The following is a 19,671-nucleotide window of genomic DNA, read 5'->3' as shown; positions in this document are numbered from 1 at the left end:
CTCGTGACGTGTCCCACAGCAGACTCGACCGCGCACCGGGTCCACGACGTTGCGCTCCGTGGCGCATCGAGGGGGGCGAGTCCCGATCGCGCGGTCCCGGGCGGACACGGAGGAGCTGGGGATGAGCACGATCGACGAGCGACCCACCGCCGCCCACGCGGCACCCGACACCGACGCCGACGAGGCGGCCGCGGCGGCCGCCGCCAACCCGGCGCTGGTGGGCGTACCCACCTTCGTCATCGGGTCGGTGGCCCTCGGCCTCTACCTCGTCGGGTTCACCGGGGCTTCGAGCACGGCGCTCGTGGGCATGCTCCCGATCCTGTTCATGTGCACCGGCATCGGGCAGCTCATCGCGACGTTCTGGGCGATCCGCACCGGGGCCGGGCCCGTCGCCGCGATCTTCGGCATCTTCGCGGGCTTCTGGTTGAGCTTCGCCGTGCTGGCGACGTCGCTGGGCGCCGACTGGTTCGGGCCGACGTCCACCGACACCGCCGTCGCCACCGGGGCCCAGGAGACCTTCCTGCTGTCGTGGCTGGTCGGCATCGTCGTGCTCACCCTCGCCTCGCTGCGCCTGCCGTCGATCTTCACGCTGCTGTTCGTGCTGGTCGACGCCGCGCTGCTGCTCGTGCTGCTGGGCACGGCCAACGGCTCGACCGGGCTGCTCTTCGGCGGCGGGATCGCGGTGTTCGCGTTCGCCCTGGTCGGCGTCTACCTCTTCGTCGACGCCCTCGGCCAGGCCACCGGCGGCGAGGCCCTCCCGATGGGCAAGCCGCTCATCGGCGGCTGACCGCGGCCCGCGGGTCACCGGAAGTCCCGCGAGCTCGAGGGGACGCGCAGGTCGAGGCGTTCGACGCGGTCGGCGATGAGGTTGACCACGCTCGGGGCGTCGTGGGCCCGCTCGACGCGCCCGCGGATCACGAGCGCGGCGCTGGTGCGGGCCACCACCCGGTGGCGCGCCCACAGGCCCTCCGAGCAGACGACGTTGAGCATGCCCGTCTCGTCCTCGAGGTTGAGGAACGTGGTGCCGCCCGCGGTGGCGGGGCGCTGGCGGTGGGTCACGACCCCGCCGACCTCGATGCGCTCGCCCTCGGGCACGCGGGCGACGGCGGCCACCGACAGCGCGCCGCGCTCGTCGAGCGCGGCGCGCAGGTGGGTCACCGGGTGGCTGTCGGGGGTCAGCCCGGTGGCCCACACGTCGGCGACGGTGAGCTCGACCGCGCTCATGCCCGGCAGCGCGGGCGCCTCGATCCCGACGGCGGTGTCGGGCAGGCGGTCGTGGCGCACGCCGTCGCGCACGACCCCGACCCCGGCCGCCGCGGCGCCGGCCGCCCAGAGCGCCTCGCGGCGGTCGAGCCCGAAGCACCCCAGGGCCCCGGCCGTCGCGAGGGCCTCGACGTGGGCGGTGGTGAGCTCGGCGCGCCGGGCGAGGTCGGCGACGTCGCGGTAGGGACCCCGCTCCCGGCGCTCGGCCACGATGCGGGCGGCCACCTCGTCGCCGAGCCCACGCACCCCGGCCAGCCCGAGGCGCACGGCGACCCCGCCGGTGCTGTCGGGGTGCGGCTCGAGACCGGGGGTGTCGGCGGCGACGAGGACGTCCGGGCCGAGCACCACCACCCCGTGCCGGCGGGCGTCGGCGGTGAGCGACTGTGGCGAGTAGAAGCCCATCGGCTGGGCGCGCAGCAGCGCCGCGCAGAAGGCGGCCGGGTAGTAGAGCTTGTACCAGGCGCTGACGTAGACCAGCGACGCGAAGCTGATCGAGTGGCTCTCCGGGAAGCCGAAGTTCGCGAACGCCTTGGTCTTGGAGAAGATCGTGTCCGCGAGGTCGCCGGTGATCCCGTTGGCCGCCATGCCCTCGTAGAACCGCGCGCGCATCCGCTCGATCCGCTCGCTGGAGCGCTTGGCCGACAGCGCCCGGCGCAGCTCGTCGGCCTCGGCGGCGGAGAAGCCGGCGACGTCGACCGCGAGCTGCATGAGCTGCTCCTGGAACAGCGGCACCCCGAGGGTCTTCTCCAGCGCGGGCTCGCAGAGCGGGTGGTCGTAGACGATGCGCTCCAGCCCGTTGCGGCGCCGGATGTAGGGGTGCACCGACCCGCCCTGGATCGGCCCGGGGCGGATGAGCGCGACCTCGACGACCAGGTCGTAGAACTCGCGGGGCCGCAGCCGCGGCAGCGTCGCCATCTGCGCCCGGGACTCGACCTGGAACACGCCCACCGAGTCGCCCTCGGCGAGCATGGCGAACACCGCCGGGTCGGTGGCCTGCAGGTCGTGCAGCTTCACCCGCACCCCGTGGTGCTCGGCGACGAGGTCCGCGGCGTAGTGCAGCACCGAGAGCATCCCGAGCCCCAGCAGGTCGATCTTGACCAGGCCCACCGCCGCCGCGTCGTCCTTGTCCCACTGGATGACGCTGCGCCCCGGCATCCGCCCCCACTCGACGGGCACCACCTGGTCGACGGGCCGGTCGCAGATGACCATGCCGCCGGAGTGGATGCCGAGGTGGCGCGGGAAGCCCGCGATCTGCTCGGCGAGCGACGCCACCGCCGGCGGCATCTCGGGCACCTGCCCGGCGAGCTCGGCGCCTGGGCCCCACCGGTCGATCTGCTTGCTCCACGCGTCCTGCTGGCCCTGCGCGAACCCGAGCGCGCGGGCCGCGTCGCGCACCGCCGAGCGCGGCCGGTAGGTGATGACGTTGGCGACCTGCGCGGCCCGGTCGCGCCCGTAGCGCGCGTAGACGTACTGGATGGCCTCCTCGCGGCGGTCGGACTCGATGTCGAGGTCGATGTCGGGGTAGCCGTCGCGCTCCGGGGACAGGAAGCGCTCGAACAGCAGGTTCATCGCGACGGCGTCGACGTGGGTGATGCCCAGCGCGAAGCAGACCGCCGAGTTGGCCGCCGACCCCCGGCCCTGGCAGTAGATGTCGTGGTCGACGCAGAACTGGACGATGTCGGCGACGATGAGGAAGTAGCCGGGGAAGCCCTGGCGCTCGATGACGTCGAGCTCGTGGTCGATCACCTCGAACGCCCGGGGCGAGCGCAGCCGGTCGCCGTAGCGGACCGCCGCCCCCATCCACGTCAGCCGGCGCAGCCAGCTCGCCTCCGTCTCGCCCTCGGGCACCGCGAACGGCGGCAGCTCGGGCGCCAGCAGCTCGAGGCCGAACGCGCACTCGCGGCCCAGCCGCGCGGCGTGGGCGACGGCCTGCGGGTGGCGGGCGAACCGCTGCGCCATCTCCGCCCCGGAGCGCAGGTGCGCCGGGCCCGGCGGCAGCCAGCCCTCGGCGTCGTCGAGGCTGCGCCGCGCCCGCACCGCGCCGAGCGCGGCCGCGAGCCGCGCGCGGTCCGGCGTCGCGTAGTGGGCGCCGGTGGTGGCCACGGTGTGCAGCCCCCGCCCCCGGTCGGCGCGCCCGGCGAGCTCGGCGAGCGCCGCGTTGCGCTCGGTGTCGTCCGGGAGGCCCTGGTCGGTGAGCTCGACCGCGACGTTCTCGGCCCCGAACAGCGCGACCAGCCGGTCGATCTCGCGGGCCGCGCCGCCGGCGCCCTCGGCGGCCAGGGCCCGGCGCACCGACCCCTTGCGGCAGCCCGTCAGCACCTGGACGTGGCCGCCGAGCGTCGCCGCGACCCGCTCCGGGTCGTAGACCGGGCGGCCCTTCTCGCCGTGGGTGTGCATCTGCCCCTCGGTGATCGCCCGCGAGATCGCCCGGTAGCCGTCGGGGTCGCGGGCGAGGACGAGCAGGTGGTCGCCCTCGGGATCGGGCACGCCGTTCTGCGGGGCGGTCAGGCCCAGCGAGAGCTCCGCGCCGTAGACCGTCGGGACCCCCAGCTCCTGGGCGGCCTCGGCGAAGCGGACCACGCCGTACATGCCGTCGTGGTCGGTGAGCGCGATCGCCTCGAGCCCCAGCCGCGCGGCCTCCTCGACCAGCTCCTCGGGGTGCGACGCCCCGTCGAGGAAGCTGAAGTTGGAGTGCACGTGCAGCTCGGCGTAGGGGACGGTCAGGCCCGCGTCCCCGCCCCGCGACCGCGGCGGCGGGCGGTAGGGCGCGCGGTGGCGCGACCAGGCCGGGCTGTCGCCCCCGTCGCCGAGGAACTGCTCGTCGCGCGGCGGGCGGATCCGTCCCGGGCCGTCGACCCGCTCGCCGTCGTCGAACGCCAGCGGGTCGCGGACGAACCCGTCCGGGACCTCCCATTCCGACGGCCGCTCCGGCGGCCAGGGGCCGACGTGCCCCTCGTGCGACTCGTCCCGGTGGCTCCCCCGACCCCGCGGACCGGCACTGCCCCCCTGACCGGCACTGCCTCCCCGGCCCTGGATCGCGTCGCGCGAGCCGTTGCCCCGCCCCTGCATGCTGGGGTTGTCGGCCGGGCGCCCGGACAGCAGGCGCTCCATCTCCGACCAGTCGACCGGTGGGTTACTCCAGCCCACGACCGCTCCTCCCCGCACCTGAGCGAGCAGCCGTAGCACCTCTACCCGAAGTGCTACGTTGCTCGACTGTGGAGCACATCGGACAGCGTGAGCTACGGAACGACAGCGGTGAGGTGATGCGCCGGGTCGAACAGGGCGAGAGCTTCACCATCACCCGCCACGGGCGTCCCGTCGCCGACCTCGTCCCGCACGCCCGCTCGGAGCCCGGTCCCGACCGGACCCTGGACGACCTCCAGGAGGTGTTCCGATCGCTCCCGGCGATCGACCGGCAGCGGTGGGAGGCCGAGCGGACCGAGGCCGACGGCGTCCTCGGTGACGACGCCATCGACGCCGGGGCGGGCGGGACGGGAGGGCGATGACGCGGCGGGTCGTTCTCGACACGTCCGCGGTCATCGACCTGGGGCGGTGGGAAGCGGCCGAGCTCGGGTCTGCCGTCCCGGTGGTCACCGCCGTCACCGTCGCCGAGATGGCCTTCGGTCTCGACGTCGACGACCTCGTGGAGCGCCGGGCCCGCTCCGACCGCTTCTACGCCGTGCTGCGCGAGATGGCGGTGCTCCCCTTCGACCTCGCCGGCGCACGGCTCTACGGCACGCTCGCCGCCACCGTGCGTCGAGCGGGCCGCAACCCCCGGCCGCGCCGGATGGATCTGCAGATCGCGGCGTCCGCCGGCGCCCACGACATCCCCCTCGTCACGCGGAACCCCGCCGACTTCGCCGGTCTCGAACGCCTCGTCGAGGTCGTCGCGGTGTGAGCGGTCAGTCATCAGATCCCCTCCACCGCCCAGCGGCCGTCGCGGTGGACCAGCAGCAGGCCCCGGCCGACCGCGTCGGCGCCGGAGGCGACCGGGTCGGGCGCCAGGTCGGCCGCCGGGTCGGGCTCGGGCTCGCGGCCGGCGGCGAGCTCGTCGGCGTCGGTGCTGCAGACCACCTGGATGCGCACGCTGCCCTCGGCCCCGACCTCGGCCACGGCACGCGGGTCCCACCAGCGTCCGGGGTCGGGCCACGGGCCGCCCCAGGCGCGGACCGGCGCGGTGGGGGCGGCCGGGTCGGCGCCGAGCGCCACGTGCGCGGGCGGCGCGGTGAGCCGGCCACGGGCGGCGCGGCGCACCGGCGCACCGTCGGCGTCGAACACCCGCGCCGGCAGCGGCTCGGGCGGGACCCGGGCCGGCGAGGGCGCGGGGAGCGCGCCGGGCCAGGGCGCCTCCGTGTCGGTCGCCGGGGTGCGCTCGTCGCCCCAGGGGACCAGCCGGACCCGCTCCCCCGGCCCGCGCCCGCCACCGGCGACCCCGGTGAGCACCTCCTCGGGACCGAGCAGGCCCTGGACCCGCACGAGCGCACGCCCGGCCCGCTCGTCGGCGACCCCGACCTCGCCCCAGAGCCCGAGCTGCAGGCGCCCGGCCTCGACGACCTCCTCGGGCACCAGGCGCAGCACGACGAGTCCGCCGTCGGGACCGCCCGGACCGCCCTGGCCCGGACCGCCCCGCCCCCGCCGCGACAGCCAGCCCTCGAGCTGCCAGCGCACGCGGTCGGCGGTGCCGTGCGGGGTCAGCGGCTCGGCGCAGCGCCACACCCGGGCCAGCTCCTCGCCCTCGGTGGTGCGTGCCTGCACCCCGAGACGCGTGCACGCGAGCCCCGCCCGCCCCAGCGCCTCGTGCAGCCGCTCGGCCAGCGAGCGGGCGGCGAAGGCGGCGGCGTCGACCCGGTCGACCGGGGGGTCGAGCGGGAGCTCCACGGTGAGCTCGTCGGGGATGCGCCGCCGTGAGGGCGGGCGCTCGTCGAGCCCGCGGGCCAGCCGGTGGGCCCGCACCGCGCCCGCGTCGAAGCGCGAGGCCACGTCGGTGGCCGACAGGTCGGCGAAGGCCCCGAGCGTGCGCAGCCCGAGCCGGCGCAGCAGCCCGATCAGCTCCGCGCGGGCGGCGCTGGCGTCGTCGTCGGCGCCGGCGGTATCGGGCTCGACCCCCGGTTCGAGCTCGAGCTCGGTGACCGGGAGGGGCGCGAGGAACCCCGGGCTCTCCCCCGGCGGCACGAGCAGCGAGCGGCGCGCGGCGAGCCCCGCCGCGAACAGGCCGTCGGCCACCCCGACCTGGCACTCGACGCGGGTGCGCCCCGCCACGTGGTCGACCAGGCGCTCGGCCACCACCTCCTCGCCGCCGAAGTACCGTGCCGGCCCGCGCGCCGAGAGCGCGACCAGCCCCGGGCGGACCACCTCGACCCCGGGCGCCAGCTCCTCGACCGCCGCCGCGACCGGCTCGAAGCAGCGGGCGTCGCGCTCGGGATCGCGGGCGAGGACCGCGAGGTCCGGGCAGCGGGCCTGGGCCTCGCGCCGCCGCAGCCCCCGGCGGACCCCCTGGGCGCGCGCCGTCGCCGAGCAGGCCACCACCCGGTGCGCCGCGAGGACCGCCGCGGGCCGGGCGGGCGGCAGCCCCGCGTCGGCGGCACCCGCCACCACCGGCCAGTCGGGACACCACAGCGCGAGCACCCGCGCCGGCGCGCTCACCCCGCTCACCCCGCAGCCCCGATGCGGGCGGGCGTCGGGAGGGGCTCGTCGATCCGCTCGCCCGCCCGTCGCGGCGGGCCGGTGAGCGGCGCCCCGATCGGCAGCTCGCCGTCCGGCAGGCACGTCCCGGCCGGCCCGGGCAGCAGCAGCGGCTCCTCCTGCTCGCCGGGGCGGCCCCGGGCGGCGCAGCGGACGCGGACCCGCCGCGAGCGCAGGCGTCCCGTGCCGTCGCCCCCGAGCCCGGCCCAGGCACTGCCCTCGGCGCGCAGCTCGACCTCCGCCCCCGGCCACGCGCCCGCCGCCCCGACCGGCACCAGCACCGCGCCCCGCTGACGGACCCGGGCCCCGAGCCGCTGCCGCTCGCCCGCCGGCCACCGCACACCGGGCAGCGTGGTGTCGAGCACGACCACGTCGACCCCGTCGACCAGCGCCGCCACCACCGCCGCCGGACGGAGGCCGGGCCGGGGCACCAGTGCCGTGCGCGCCAGGTCGAGCCCCGCCTCCGCGGCCGCCTGGACCCCCAGGTCCGGCAGCCCGACCACCGCGCACCACGACCCCGCCCGCGACGCCTCGGCCAGCAGCGCGAGGAGCAACGACGTCGACCCGCACACCGCGACCGCCGACCCGCGCCGCAGCCCGCCGTGGGGCAGCAGCCCGGCCAGCGGGGCGCTCACCGGCAGCACCGCGCTGCCCTCACGGTCGACACGGTCGACCGGCACCGGCTCCACCGGTGGCGGGACCGGCCCCGGGCTCGGCTCCGGACGCTCCTCCACCGGCGCCGGGCCCCCACGTCCGGACCGCCGCCCCCGCAGCTCCGAGGCCCGCACCACCCCGAGGTCGGACCACCGCCGCGACGGGGAACCCTGTTCGTCGAGCAACGACGACGCACCGCCCATGAGCGCCCTCCTCGAACACGTGTTCGAACGACGAAGAGAACGCTAACCCACACCCCCGACAACCGCCGAGTCCCCGGGCGAGGGTCACCCCGGCGCGGGCAACCGCAGCGGACCGAGCTCCCAGCGCCCGTCGCCCTGGAGCTCGAGGCGGGTGTCGTGGAAGGCCTCGAGGCTGCTGCGGTGGCCCACGCTGACCACGATCAGCTCCGGCAGCTCCCGGCGCAGCAGCGTGTAGAGCTCGTGCTCCAGCCCCTCGTCGAGCGCCGCCGTGGCCTCGTCGAGGAACACGACGTCCGGACGGGCGAGCAACAGCCGGGCGAAGCCGAGACGCTGCTGCTCACCGGGCGAGAGCTCGCGCCACCACACGCGCTCCTCGCCGAGCCGGTCGACCAGCTGGCCCAGGGCCACCTCGCGCAGCACGGCCGCGACCCGGTCGTCGTCGACGTCCTCGGGTCGCTCCGGATAGGCCACGCCGGTGCGCAGGTCGCCGAGGGGCACGTAGGGCTGCTGCGAGAGGAACACGGCGCCGGGACCCCTCGGCCGGGCGACGTCGCCGGCCGCGAACGGCCACAGACCGGCCAGACTGCGCAGCAGGGTCGTCTTCCCGGACCCGGACCGTCCGGTGACGAGGAGCCGGTCGCCCGGACCGAGGTCGAGGTCCAGGCCCTCGACGAGGACCTCTCCGTCGGGCCGGCGCACGGTCAGGTCGCGCACGACGACCCCGTCCCGCCGCTCGGTCACGCCGACCTCGGGGAGCTCGCGCGCGTCGGCGTCCGCGTCGAGCAGGCCGGTCAGGCGATCGAGCACCGCGCGGTAGGCCGCGAACTCGTCGTAGGCGTTGCGGAAGAACGACAACCCGTCGTGCACCTGACCGAAGGCGCTCGCGGTCTGCTGCACGTCGCCGAGGGTGATGGCCTGGGCGAAGAAGCGCGGCGCCTGGATGATGATCGGGAAGACCTGCGAGATCTGGGTGACCGCCAGGTTGAAGCCCTGGAACCGCAGGTTCCGCCGCACGATCCGCCAGAAGTTGGCGATGACGGCGGCGAAGCGGGCGTCGAGCGTGCGCTTCTCCGGCTCCTCGCCGCGCAGGAAGGCGATGTTCTCGGCGTTGTCGCGCACCCGCACGAGGCCGTACCGGTAGTTCGCGCCGAGCCCCTCGTTGAGGAAGTTGAGCCTGATCAGCGGCCTGCCGATGCGGAACGCGATGACCGTCGCGACGATCACGTACAGGAACGCGAGGAAGGTCATCGCCCGCGGGATCTCCACCCCCGCGATCGACAGCGGGCCGGACAGTTCCCAGAGCACGAACGTGAACGACGCGACCGAGAGCACCGCGTTCACCGCGCCCGACGACCCCACGGAGAGGGAGACCGAGGTGCTGGCGAAGGAGGTGATGTCCTCCTGGATGCGCTGGTCGGGGTTGTCGACCTGGTGGGACGTGAACCGCGACCGGTGATAGGCCCGCCCGGCGAGCCAGTCGCCCAGCAGCCGCTCGTTGAGCCACTCCCGCAGCCGGATGACGAAGGTCTGGCCCAGGTAGTAGGCCACCAGGACCTGCGCCACGAAGACGGTGGCGAGGACCGCGAAGACGCCCACGGCGGCCCAGAAGCTGCCGGCGTCGAGCTCCTGCAGCGCGGTGTAGAGCGCGTTGCTGTTGTAGGAGAGCAGGACGTTGAGCCGCACCGAGACGACGACCAGCGCCAGGAGCGCGAGCGCGAGCAGGGTCGGGCGCCACCCGTCCTCTCCGCCGGGCCGCAGCCACGGCCCCACGAGGCGCCGGACCTGCCGTCCCCACGTGGTCGTCCGGCCGAGGACCACGCCCACGATCGCGACGACCACGACGGTCGCCACGAAGACCGCGGCGATCCAGATCAAGGAGCCGAGCCACTCCTGGCCCCAGTCGATCCCGCCCACCCGCGCCCCCTCGCCAGCCGGAAGATCGGCGCAGCGTAGCGACGGTGCCGAGTGGTCCCCGGAGCGGTCCGCCCCGGTCGCCGACGGATCATCGGACGGGCAGAGTCGCCCCCATGACCGAGCGCATCCTCGTCACCGGAGCCGCCGGGCAGATCGGCGGCTACCTGCGCGCACGCCTCGCCCGACCCGGCCGGATCCTGCGCCTGCTCGACGTGCAGGAGCTCCGGGACCCGGGCGACGCCGAGGAGGTCGTCACCGCGTCGGTCACCGACCTCGACGCGGTGGCCGCGGCCTGTCGGGACGTCGACGCCGTCGTCCACCTCGGCGGGTACGCGGGCGAGGAGGCGTGGGAGGACATCCTCGCGGTCAACGTCCACGGCACCTACGCGGTGTTCGAGGCCGCGCGCCGGGCCGGGGTGCCGCGGGTGGTCTTCGCGAGCAGCAACCACGCCGTCGGCTTCCACCACGCCGTCGGCTTCCACCCCGCCGTCGACCCCGTCCCCGACGACCTCCCGCCCCGGCCCGACACCTTCTACGGCGTGAGCAAGGTGGCCGGGGAGGCGCTCGGCAGCCTCTACCACGACCGGCACGGCCTCGACGTGGTCTGCCTGCGGATCGGGACGTGCCGTGAGGCCCCGACCGACGCCCGTGCGCTCGCGACCTGGCTCTCCCCCGACGACTGCGGCCGGCTCGTCGAGGCCGCGCTGACCTGCCGCGCGCCCGGGTTCCGCGTGGTGTGGGGCGTCTCGGCCAACACCCGCCGGCGGTGGGCGCTCGCGGGCGCGCACGAGATCGGGTACCGCCCACAGGACGACGCCGAGGTGTTCGCGGCGGAGGTCGGCGACCGCGTCGCCGACACGGACGGCTACGTCGGCGGCGAGTTCTGCGGCCCCGCCGACGCCCCCGCCTGAGCCACGATCTCCTCCTCGACCCGGATCGCCTCCGCCATCAGCAGGTCGGCCAGCCGCACGAGGAAGCCCTCGTCGAGGCCGTGCTCCCGCGCCCGCGCCGCGGCCTGGCGCTCCACCTCGGCCGCCCGCCCGGGCTGGAACACGGCCATGCCGGCCCGCGCCTTGACCGCGCCGACGCGCTCGATGCACCGCATCCGCGCGCGGACGAGGTCGTAGAGGGCGGCGTCGATCCCGTCGAGCTCCGCTCGCAGCGACCCGAGCTCGTCCGCAGCGGTCACGGTTCCCACCCTTCTCGACGCAGAGTGATGACGACTGGCGCGGAGCGCCCTACGGTACCTCTCATGGCCCTGTCAACGGCTACGTTGCGTGCCGCGACGCCGTTCCTCCCCGTCGCCGCGGGCCTGTTCTGCATCCAGCTCGACTTCTTCTCGCTGGGGCTGGCGCTCCCGACCATGGCCGACGACCTGGGCACGACGGTCACCGACCTGCAGTGGCTGCTCAGCGGCTACATGATCGCTCTCGGCGCCCTGCTGATCCCGGCGGGACGGCTCGGCGAGATGCTCGGGCGCCGCGAGGTCGTGCTCACCGGGATCGCGGTGTTCGGGCTGAGCTCGCTGGTGTGCGGCCTGACGAGCTCGGTGCCGGTGCTCATCGGCGCCCGCGTGGCCCAGGGCGTCGGCGCGGCCCTGATCATGCCGTCGAGCTTCGCGCTGGTCACCAACGCCACGAGCGAGCGGGAGCGGCCCGGGGGTCACCGGGGTGCTGCTCGGCATCTCCGGTGTGGGCACGGCTCTCGGGCCCGTCGTCGGCGGCGTCCTGTCCTCCACGGTGGGCTGGCGCTGGGTGTTCCTCGTCAACGTGCCGGTGGCGCTGGTGGCGCTCTGGGGCGGGCGCCGGATGCGCACCTCGCGCGACGAGGAGGCCGGGCGCGACCTGCGCACCCTCGACTGGTGGGGCGTCGTCACCGTCGTCGGCGGGCTGGTCGCGGTCAGCGTGGCCATCGACGACGTCGGCGCCGAGGGCTGGACGAACCCGGCGACGTGGGGACCGCTGCTCGGCGGCGCGGTGCTCCTCGTCGCCTTCGCGGTCCGCGAGCGCCACGCCCCCGCCCCGCTCGTGCGGCCCTCGCTCGTGCGCCACCGGGTGTTCGTGCTGCTCTGCGCGGCCGGGACCCTGGCCAACGTCGGCACCGTGGCCTACGTCGTCGCCGCGACCATCGACCTGCAGACGCTGCGGGGTCTGTCCGCGGCCGCGGCCGGGCTCGTGTTCGTGGCGTCGTCGATCGGGCTCGCCGTGACCGGGCCGCTGTCCGGTTGGCTGACGACGAAGGTCCCGCCCGGCCTCGTCATGGCGGTCTCGGTGCTGGCGGGCGCGCCCGCGCTCGTGCTGCTCGCCCTCGCCGAGCCGCTACCGCTCGTCGTCGTCGCGCTCGGCCTGTGCGGGCTGACCACCGGCATGGGCTACGGGCTCGGCCCCCTGGCGGTGCAGAACGTCCTGCCCCCGCAGCGCTCGGCCGAGGGCACCGGCGTCGTGCTCACCTCGCTGATCTGCGTCGGCGGCATCGGCATCGTCGCGGTCACGGCGGTCATCGAGGCCGTGGGACCGCATCCCCCGACGCCCGCCGGCCTGGCGCTCACCCTCGTGGCGGTCGCGGCGCTCCTGCTCGTCGCCGGGGTGGCGACGCTCATCAGCCAGTGGCCGCGCCGCCACGCCGCCACGCCCACCGATCCCGTACCCGCCTGAGGAGGACGCCCGTGGCCAGTGTCGAGGCCGAGCGCTTCGCCGACATGCTGCGGCAGGCGCCGCGCATGGCCGAGATGCCGCTGGACCAGCAACGACAGGCCGGCGAGCACGCCGAGGACCTGAGCGCGGCGCCGACGGACGTCACCTACGAGACCGTCGCCGGGGACGGCGTCGCCGGGGTGTGGGCGACGGGCCCGACGCACACCGGCACCGTGCTCTACCTGTTCGGCGGCGGGCACGTCATCACCTCGCCCGCGGCGCGCCACAAGTTCGCCGGCCACCTCGCCCGCGCCCTCGACGCCCGCGTCCTGCTGCTCGACTACCCCCTCGCACCCGAACACCCGTACCCGCAGGACGTGGACGCCGCGGTCGGGGCCGCCCGGTGGCTGCTGGAGCGCCACGGCGTCGCGGCCGACCGGCTCGTCCTCGCCGGGGAGTCGTCGGGGGGCGGGCTCGTGCTCGAGACGCTCCTCGCCGCCGCCCGCGCCGGGCTCCCGCGCCCCGCCGCGGCCTACCTGATGTCGCCCTGGGCGGATCTTCGGTGCCGGTCCGCCTCCTTCGACCAGCGCAGCGAGGTCGACCTCGAGTGCAGCCGCGGCAGCCTGCGCCGGATGGCCGGGCAGTACCTCGCCGGCCACGACCCCGCCGACCCGGCCGCATCGCCCGCCCTGGCGCCGCCCGCCGAGGTCGCCGCGGCGTGGCCGCCGCTGCTCGTTCAGGTCGGCAGCCACGAGGTGCTGCTCGACGACGCGCTGGCCGTGGCGCGCGCCGCGGCGCTGGGCGACGTCCCGGTGACGCTGGACGTCTGGCCGGAGATGCAGCACTTCTTCCAGCTCGGCGTCGGCGTCTACCCCGAGGCGGCCGCGGCGCTCGACCGGGCCGGGGCCTGGCTGCGGGAGCTGCTCGCGCGCTAGTGGGCGAAGTGGCGCGTGCCGGTGAGGTACATGGTCACGCCGGCCCGCTGCGCCGCCTCGACCACCTGCTCGTCGCGCACCGACCCGCCGGGCTGGACGACGGCCGCGACGCCCGCCTCGGCGAGCACCTCGAACCCGTCCGGGAACGGGAAGAACGCGTCCGAGGCGGCCACGGCGCCGCGCACGCGGTCGCCGGCGCGGGTGACCGCGAGCCGGGCGGCGTCGACGCGGTTGACCTGGCCCATGCCGACGCCGACGGTGGCGCCGTCGTGGGCCAGCAGGATCGCGTTCGACTTCACCGCGCGGCAGGCCCGCCACGCGAACGCGAGGTCGGCGAGCACGGCCTCGGAGGCCGGCTCCCCGCACGCCAGCGTCCAGGCCGCCGGGTCGTCGCCGGGCGCGTCGACCGCGTCGCGCTGCTGGACGAGCAGGCCCCCGGAGATCGGGCGCTGCTCGACCGGCGAGGGCGCCCACGTGGCGGTCAGCACGCGGATGTTCTTCTTGCGGGTGAGCAAGTCGACCGCGCCGTCGGCGTAGGACGGGGCGACGATCACCTCGGTGAAGATCTCCGCGACGGTCTCGGCCATCGCCACGCTGACCTCGGTGTTCGCGGCGATGACGCCCCCGAACGCGCTGGTGGGGTCGCAGGCGTGGGCCTTGCGGTGCACCGCGGCCACGTCGTCATCGCCCGTCGCCACCGCGATCCCGCACGGGTTGGCGTGCTTGATGACGGCCACGCACACCCCGTCGTGGTCGTGCGCGGCGCGCCAGGCGGCGTCGGTGTCGACGTAGTTGTTGTACGACATCTCCTTGCCGTGCAGCTGCGTCGCGCCGGCGACGCCGGAGGCCACCTCCGGGTCGCCGTAGAGCGCGGCGGCCTGGTGCGGGTTCTCGCCGTAGCGCAGCACGGCGCGGCGCCGGGCGGTGGTGCCCACCCAGCCCGGGAACGGCGAGCCCGGCACCGACGGGTCCGGGTCGGAGGTCAGCACGTTGCCCATCCACGACGCCACCGCGACGTCGTAGGACGCGGTGTGGCGGAACGCCTCGGCGGCCAGAACGCGCCGGTCGGCCAGCGTCACCCCACCCGCCGCGACCTGCTCGAGCACCCACGTGTAGCGCGTCGGGTCGGTGACGACGGCGACCGACTCGTGGTTCTTCGCGGCCGCGCGGATCATCGCCGGGCCGCCGATGTCGATCTGCTCGACGCAGTCGTCGGGCGAGGCGCCGGATGCGACGGTCTGGGTGAACGGGTAGAGGTTGACCACGAGCAGGTCGAACGGCGCGATGTCCAGCGACTCGAGCGCCTCGGTGTGCGTGGGCAGCCGCATGTCGGCGAGCAGGCCCGCGTGCACGCGCGGGTGCAGCGTCTTGACCCGCCCGTCGAGGACCTCCGGGAACCCGGTGACCTCCTCCACCCGCGTCACCGGCACGCCCGCGTCCTCGATGCGACCGGCCGTCGACCCGGTGGAGACCACCTCGACGCCCGCCGCGTGCAGCCCGGTGGCGAGGTCGAGCAGGCCCGCCTTGTCGAACACGCTGACCAGCGCGCGACGGACGGGACGCCGGCCCTCGACGCCGGCGGTGGGCTGGGCCTCGGTGGCAGTGGCGGTGGCGGTCGCCGAGTTCATGGCATCCTCACTCCTCGTCCGGTGACGGTGGCGCCGTGGCGGGCGAGCGCGGCCACGGTCTCGACGAGCATCCGGCGCTCGACCACCTTGATGCGCTCGTGCAGCGTGTCCTCGGTGTCGTCCGGCTCGACCCCGACGGCCTCCTGGGCCAGGACCGGCCCGGTGTCGACACCGGCGTCGACCAGGTGCACGGTCGCACCGGTGACCTTCACCCCGTAGTCGACGGTGTCGCGCACGGGGTGGGCGCCGGGGAACGCCGGCAGCAGGGCCGGGTGCGTGTTGATGGTGCGGCCGCCGAAGCGGGCCAGGAAGGCCTCGCCGAGCAGCCGGGCGAAGCCCGCGGAGACGACGAGGTCGGGCTCGGCGGCCGCGACGGCGTCGGCCAGCGCGGCGTCCCAGACGACGCGGTCGCCGTACTCGGCCGGCCGGACCACGGCGATGTCCACGCCCGCGGCCGTCGCCCGGTCCAGCGCGCCGACGCCGGCGCGGTCGGAGACGACGGCGACGACCCGCGCCGGGTAGTCCGGGCCCTCGCACGCGTCGAGCAGGGCCTGCAGCAGGCTCCCCGACCCGGAGGCGAGGACGACGACGCGGGCGGGCACGGGCAGTCGCAGCCGGTGCGGCTCGGTGGTGGTCAGCGCTGCTCCCGGGCCGATGCGGATGTCCCGCCCAGGTTAGCGGCGGCCGTCGTCACCAGCAGCAATGCCCTCGGTGCGTCCGGACCCGCCCTCGGTCCCGCCCGCCGGCTCCTCCTCGGACGCCGGGTCCGGCTCCTCGTCCGGCTCCTCGTCCGGGGTCTCGTCCGGGGTTCCATCCGTGGTCGCCTCCGGGGTCGCCCGCGGCTGCCGTCGCGCCTGCGGGCGCGACCGCCGCCCGGTGCTCGGCGCCGTCCCGACCGGCACCGCGAGCAGGGCGACGACGAGCCCGGGCACGAGCACCCACGCCAGCACCGCCAGCGCGACCGGGCCGGCGGGCACGGTGACCGGGTCGAACGGGCCCGCCCCGAGCCGCCCGCCGGACAAGGCCGCGGCCAGCCCGAGCAGCAGCGCCGCGGAGAGGGCCGCGACGACCACCGAGCGCACCCGCGTCGCGACGTCTGGGGCCGTCGGCGCGAGGCGCCAGCCGACGAGGCTCCCGACGGCGAGCGGGACGGCGAACGCGAGCCCGGCCCAGGTCGGCGGCGGGCTCTGCGGGAGGACGGCGGCCAGCGGGATCGGGGGGAGCAGGCCCGAGCTGATCGCCGTCGGCGTCGCCGAGGCGGCCCCGATCGACACCCCGGGCCCGATCAGCCAGGACACCGCCCCGACGACCGCGTTCGGCACGTAGGCGAGCGTGAGCAGCGTCAGCCCGGCGCCGCTGCCCGCCTCCGGCGCGACGTCGGCGAACACGTCGGCCACCGCGGCCGCGTCCGCGAGCAGGGCCGCGAGCAGGAGCCCGGCGCCGGCGGTGACCAGGGCCGCCGCGGCGAGGAGCCCGCCACAGAGCCCGTGACGAGCCCAGTGCGGCAGCCGGCGCGGCAGGGCGAGCAGGCCGCACGGGCGCGCCACCCCGGCGACGGCCGCGAGCCCGGCGAGCACCCCGCACACCACGCCGGCGAGCCCGGGCGAGGCGTCGACCACCGTCTCCGGCGTGAGCAGCGCGGCCGCCAGCACCCCGATGACCGCGTGCGCCGCGGCGGCCGTCGCCACGACCGGCACCCCGACCCCGTGCAGCAGGCCGGCGGGCCGCCCGCCGCCGTCGAGGCGCGCCACCGCGCCCCGCGCGACGGCGGCCACCAGGACCGCGAGCAGCGCCGCGGGCGCCAGGGGCAGCACGCCCAGCGGGACGCCGGTGACCTGCAGCGGGACCAGGTGCGCGACCAGCCACAACGGGATCCCGACGGCCAGCGCCTGGCCCAGGCCGGGCTCGCCGCCCGGGGTGGTGCCCGACGCGAGCGCGGCGACGACGCCGGCCACCACCACGGCGATGCCGTAGCAGGTCAGCGGCGGCAGGAGCGCCACGCGCGCGAGGACCGGCACCCAGGCGGGGGCGCCCTTCGCGTCGCTCTCCGTCCCGCCGGCACCGGCGGCGTCACGCCGGCCGCCGGGCCGGCCCCCGCGCCGCGAGGGGCTGGTCCGCACGGTCACGACCCGACCCTGTCAGGCGACGCGTCCCGCCCGGCGCTCCCACGCCGGGCGCGGCGCGGTCAGCGCGGGGAGCCCCACTCACCGCGCCGGTCGTCGGACGACGGGCCCTCGGCGCCCTCGCGGGGACGGCCGGGGTCCTCGCCGGACTGGTGGGCGCCTCGCTGTTCGCCTCGCTGTTCGCCACGGTGCTCGGCACGGTGCTCGCCGCCCGGCGCCGGGGCCACCGGACCGTTCGACGGGCTCGACGAGGCGCCGCCCGACGGGGCGCCCCAGCCCGTGGACGGGATGCCGTAACCGGGCGTCGACGACCCGCCCGGCGCGCCCGCGGCACTCGCGGGGGAACCCTGCGGCGGGGTGCTCGGCCCGGCGTCGGCCGAGGACGCGCCGGGCGTCCCCGACGGCGCGCCCTCGGTCGTGCTGGTCACGGCGTCGTCGCCCCCCGGCCGGTCCGGGCGGGAGGTCCCGGCTCCGCCGTCACCACCCTGACCGGCGGCCGTGGCGCCCGGCACGACCTGCGTCGTGGCCGCCGCGGACCCGTAGCCGGCGCCGAAGGGACCGGCCTGCTGGCCCGGTCCCTGCTGACCACCGGGACCCGGCTGACCCTGCCCGCCGCCGAGCCCGCCCTGGCCCCGCGGGGCGGCGAACGGCCCGGAGCCGGGTCCCGGAGTGCCCGCGCCGGGGGCGCCCGCGCCCGGAGTGCCGTAGCCCGGCTGCTGGTGCGCGCCCGGCGAGGACATGCCACCCGACGGCGGGCCGGCCGGACCGCCCCACGGGCCGGCCGCGCCCGGCGGGTTCCCCGGCGAGCCGGCCGCCGCGCCGTGCTGCGCCACCGCTCCCTGACCGGCCGGCGCGCCGAAGCCCGACGACGCGGGCCGGCCGGCCGGGGCGGCGACGACGCCCGTGCTGAACAGCACCGCCACGACCGCCGCGATCGCGGCGAGCACCGCGAGGACCACCTGCACGATGAGCAGGGAGTCGGCGTACGCGAGCAGCGGGAGCATCGCCAGCGCCCCGGTGACGGCGACGACCGCGCCGGGCACGAGCGTCTGCGGTCCCCGCGGGAGCAGCGAGGCCGCGGTGAGCAGGCCGCCGGCGACCACCAGCGGCATGTAGAACAGCGACCCGAAGGCCGCGCTGAGATCGGAGGCCACGCCCGACGCCTCGGCGGAGCCGAAGAACCCGAGGATGTAGGCCAGCAGCGCGAGCGCGCCCGCGGCGAGCGCGACCCCTCGCTCGGCCCCGGAGGCCCCGGAGGTCCCGCGGGGCGCGCCGCCCCGGGACGTCGGACCGGTGCCGGCGTCGCCGCCCTGGCCACCGAGGTCGTGCGCCGGCGTCACCGTCGTCGCGGCGGCGGGGAAGCCCCCGGTGCCCGGTCCGCCCTGGCCCCAGCCCGCCTGCTGACCCGGGCCGTAGCCCTGGCCGGCGCCCTGGCCGTAGCCCTGCCCGGCGCCCTGGCCGTAGCCCTGCCCCGGTGCCTGGCCCGGCCCCTGTCCCTGGCCCGGCGCCGGGCCGCCGTAGCCGGAGTACCCGCCCTGACCCGGCGCGCCGTGGGGCTGCTGGCCGGCGCCGGCCCAGGAGGACCCCCCGTAGGGCGAGCCGCCGCCGGCGCCCCAGCCGCCGGGGCCGGTCTGGCCCGGCCACTGGCCGGACGGGCCGCCCGGGGGCGGGCCCTGCGTCGGTGAGCTCATGAGGTGTCCTCCCGGGACGACGGCGTCGGCGGTGGCGCGGTGGGGTCGGCCGGGTCGTCAGCCCCGGTCGACCAGCGAGCGCGCGAGGTCCGCGGTCTCGGTCGGCGTCTTGCCCACCTTGACGCCCGCGGCCTCGAGTGCGGACTTCTTGGCCTGCGCGGTCCCCGCGGAGCCGGAGACGATGGCGCCGGCGTGGCCCATCGTCTTGCCCTCGGGAGCCGTGAACCCCGCAACGTAGCCGACGACGGGCTTGGTCACGTTGGCCTTCACGTAGTCGGCCGCACGCTCCTCGGCGTCGCCGCCGATCTCGCCGATCATGACGATGGCCTCGGTCTCGGGGTCCGCCTCGAACGCCTCGAGGGCGTCGATGTGCGTGGTGCCGATGATCGGGTCGCCGCCGATGCCGATGGCGGACGAGAAGCCGATGTCCCGCAGCTCGTACATCATCTGGTAGGTCAGCGTGCCCGACTTCGACACGAGGCCCATCTTCCCGGCGCCGCTGATGTTGGCGGGGATGATGCCCGCGTTCGACTTCCCGGGGCTGATGATGCCGGGGCAGTTCGGGCCGATGATCCGCGTGCGGTTGCCGTTGGCGCAGGCGTGCGCCCAGAACCAGGCGGAGTCGTGCACCGGGATGCCCTCGGTGATGACCACGGCGAGCCCGATGCCGGCGTCGATGGCCTCGACCGCGGCGTCCTTGGCGAACTTCGGGGGCACGAAGAGCACCGAGACGTCCGCCCCGGTCTCCTTCATGGCCTCCTCGACCGCGCCGAAGACCGGCACGTCCCGGCCCGTGACCTCGACCGTCGTGCCCGCCTTGCGTGCGTTGACGCCGCCGACGATGTTCGTGCCGGACGCCAGCATCTTCGTGGCGTGCTTCATGCCCTCGGAGCCGGTGAGCCCCTGGACGATGACCTTGCTGTTCTCGTCGAGGAAGATCGACAT

General features: G+C 76.5%; 16 protein-coding genes and 1 pseudogene. 7 read left to right on the top strand and 10 right to left on the bottom strand.

The genetic code is table 11. The features are described 5' to 3' along the window. The first annotated feature begins 121 nt into the window (after positions 1-121). Positions 122-787 carry a GPR1/FUN34/YaaH family transporter gene (locus ACYX4T_RS23540; RefSeq protein WP_476011636.1) on the top strand — a complete coding sequence of 222 codons (666 nt, stop codon included), beginning with the start codon at positions 122-124 and terminating at the stop codon, positions 785-787. Positions 788-801: 14 nt separating this feature from the next. On the opposite strand, the gene ACYX4T_RS23535 is transcribed toward ACYX4T_RS23540, so the two are convergent. Further along, positions 802-4,410: an error-prone DNA polymerase gene (locus ACYX4T_RS23535; protein ID WP_476011635.1), complete on the bottom strand. Its 3,609-nt coding sequence runs from the start codon at positions 4,408-4,410 to the stop codon at positions 802-804. A gap of 50 nt (positions 4,411-4,460) precedes the next feature. On the opposite strand from ACYX4T_RS23535, the gene ACYX4T_RS23530 reads away from it, so the two are divergent. Further along, complete coding sequence (locus tag ACYX4T_RS23530; RefSeq protein ID WP_476015361.1) at positions 4,461-4,769, top strand: type II toxin-antitoxin system Phd/YefM family antitoxin; 309 nt, start codon at positions 4,461-4,463, stop codon at positions 4,767-4,769. Continuing rightward, entirely contained in the window at positions 4,766-5,161 is a 396-nt protein-coding gene (locus tag ACYX4T_RS23525; RefSeq protein WP_476011634.1) for a PIN domain-containing protein, read from the top strand. The genes ACYX4T_RS23530 and ACYX4T_RS23525 overlap by 4 nt, the downstream gene beginning before the upstream one ends. An 11-nt stretch (positions 5,162-5,172) precedes the next feature. On the opposite strand, the gene ACYX4T_RS23520 is transcribed toward ACYX4T_RS23525, so the two are convergent. From ACYX4T_RS23520 to ACYX4T_RS23510, 3 genes are all read right to left on the bottom strand, one after another. Further along, positions 5,173-6,915, bottom strand: coding sequence for a DNA polymerase Y family protein (locus ACYX4T_RS23520; RefSeq protein ID WP_476011633.1), 1,743 nt, complete (start codon positions 6,913-6,915; stop codon positions 5,173-5,175). Further along, a complete protein-coding gene (locus tag ACYX4T_RS23515; protein ID WP_476011632.1) occupies positions 6,912-7,802 on the bottom strand; it encodes a hypothetical protein in 891 nt (296 codons plus the stop codon). The genes ACYX4T_RS23520 and ACYX4T_RS23515 overlap by 4 nt, the downstream gene beginning before the upstream one ends. A gap of 84 nt (positions 7,803-7,886) precedes the next feature. Beyond that, the gene (locus tag ACYX4T_RS23510) at positions 7,887-9,716 is read right to left on the bottom strand and encodes an ABC transporter ATP-binding protein/permease (RefSeq protein WP_476011631.1); all 1,830 of its coding nucleotides are present in this window, start codon (positions 9,714-9,716) and stop codon (positions 7,887-7,889) included. A 113-nt stretch (positions 9,717-9,829) separates the two neighbouring features. Here ACYX4T_RS23510 and ACYX4T_RS23505 point away from each other — a divergent pair, with 113 nt between their 5' ends. Next, complete coding sequence (locus tag ACYX4T_RS23505) at positions 9,830-10,627, top strand: NAD-dependent epimerase/dehydratase family protein (protein ID WP_476011630.1); 798 nt, start codon at positions 9,830-9,832, stop codon at positions 10,625-10,627. Here ACYX4T_RS23505 and ACYX4T_RS23500 read toward each other — a convergent pair. Further along, a complete protein-coding gene (locus ACYX4T_RS23500; RefSeq protein ID WP_476011629.1) occupies positions 10,582-10,905 on the bottom strand; it encodes a chorismate mutase in 324 nt (107 codons plus the stop codon). The two genes, ACYX4T_RS23505 and ACYX4T_RS23500, sit on opposite strands and share 46 nt — an antisense overlap. Positions 10,906-10,932: 27 nt before the next feature. Here ACYX4T_RS23500 and ACYX4T_RS23495 point away from each other — a divergent pair. The 3 genes and pseudogenes from ACYX4T_RS23495 to ACYX4T_RS23485 form a co-directional block, all read left to right on the top strand. Then, positions 10,933-11,313 (top strand): annotated as a pseudogene (locus ACYX4T_RS23495) (MFS transporter); the annotation flags it as partial. Between the two features lie 73 nt (positions 11,314-11,386). Further along, positions 11,387-12,370: an MFS transporter gene (locus ACYX4T_RS23490; RefSeq protein WP_476011628.1), complete on the top strand. Its 984-nt coding sequence runs from the start codon at positions 11,387-11,389 to the stop codon at positions 12,368-12,370. An 11-nt stretch (positions 12,371-12,381) separates the two neighbouring features. Then, positions 12,382-13,284, top strand: a complete 903-nt coding sequence (locus ACYX4T_RS23485) for an alpha/beta hydrolase fold domain-containing protein (protein WP_476015360.1) — start codon at positions 12,382-12,384, stop codon at positions 13,282-13,284. On the opposite strand, the gene purH is transcribed toward ACYX4T_RS23485, so the two are convergent. From purH to sucD, 5 genes are read right to left on the bottom strand one after another with little or no spacing between them, the layout of a single operon-like run. Further along, on the bottom strand, positions 13,281-14,912 hold the full coding sequence (gene purH / locus ACYX4T_RS23480) for a bifunctional phosphoribosylaminoimidazolecarboxamide formyltransferase/IMP cyclohydrolase (RefSeq protein WP_476011627.1): 1,632 nt from the start codon (positions 14,910-14,912) through the stop codon (positions 13,281-13,283). The genes ACYX4T_RS23485 and purH overlap by 4 nt on opposite strands. Then, on the bottom strand, positions 14,909-15,526 hold the full coding sequence (gene purN / locus ACYX4T_RS23475) for a phosphoribosylglycinamide formyltransferase (protein ID WP_476015359.1): 618 nt from the start codon (positions 15,524-15,526) through the stop codon (positions 14,909-14,911). The genes purH and purN overlap by 4 nt, the downstream gene beginning before the upstream one ends. A gap of 60 nt (positions 15,527-15,586) precedes the next feature. After that, positions 15,587-17,038, bottom strand: coding sequence for a cell division protein PerM (locus ACYX4T_RS23470; protein ID WP_476011626.1), 1,452 nt, complete (start codon positions 17,036-17,038; stop codon positions 15,587-15,589). 59 nt (positions 17,039-17,097) lie between these two features. Then, positions 17,098-18,726 (bottom strand): DUF5336 domain-containing protein, encoded by a 1,629-nt coding sequence (locus ACYX4T_RS23465; protein WP_476011625.1) that lies wholly within the window; start codon positions 18,724-18,726, stop codon positions 17,098-17,100. 57 nt (positions 18,727-18,783) lie between these two features. Further along, positions 18,784-19,671 (bottom strand): succinate--CoA ligase subunit alpha, encoded by an 888-nt coding sequence (sucD, locus tag ACYX4T_RS23460; RefSeq protein ID WP_476011624.1) that lies wholly within the window; start codon positions 19,669-19,671, stop codon positions 18,784-18,786.

This window comes from Actinomycetospora sp. ABD4_176 (genome assembly GCF_056311855.1).
Note: the sequence above shows the minus strand (reverse complement) of the source record. Positions and strands in the feature narration are given on the sequence as shown.

What these genes read in the sequence shown, in the direction of transcription:
- ACYX4T_RS23540 (WP_476011636.1), top strand. Translation starts at nt 122, where the DNA reads ATGAGCACGATCGACGAGCGACCCACCGCCGCCCACGCGGCACCCGAC.
- ACYX4T_RS23525 (WP_476011634.1), top strand. Translation starts at nt 4,766, where the DNA reads ATGACGCGGCGGGTCGTTCTCGACACGTCCGCGGTCATCGACCTGGGG.
- ACYX4T_RS23515 (WP_476011632.1), bottom strand. Translation starts at nt 7,802, where the DNA reads ATGGGCGGTGCGTCGTCGTTGCTCGACGAACAGGGTTCCCCGTCGCGG.
- ACYX4T_RS23505 (WP_476011630.1), top strand. Translation starts at nt 9,830, where the DNA reads ATGACCGAGCGCATCCTCGTCACCGGAGCCGCCGGGCAGATCGGCGGC.
- purH (WP_476011627.1), bottom strand. Translation starts at nt 14,912, where the DNA reads ATGAACTCGGCGACCGCCACCGCCACTGCCACCGAGGCCCAGCCCACC.
- ACYX4T_RS23465 (WP_476011625.1), bottom strand. Translation starts at nt 18,726, where the DNA reads ATGAGCTCACCGACGCAGGGCCCGCCCCCGGGCGGCCCGTCCGGCCAG.
- sucD (WP_476011624.1), bottom strand. Translation starts at nt 19,671, where the DNA reads ATGTCGATCTTCCTCGACGAGAACAGCAAGGTCATCGTCCAGGGGCTC.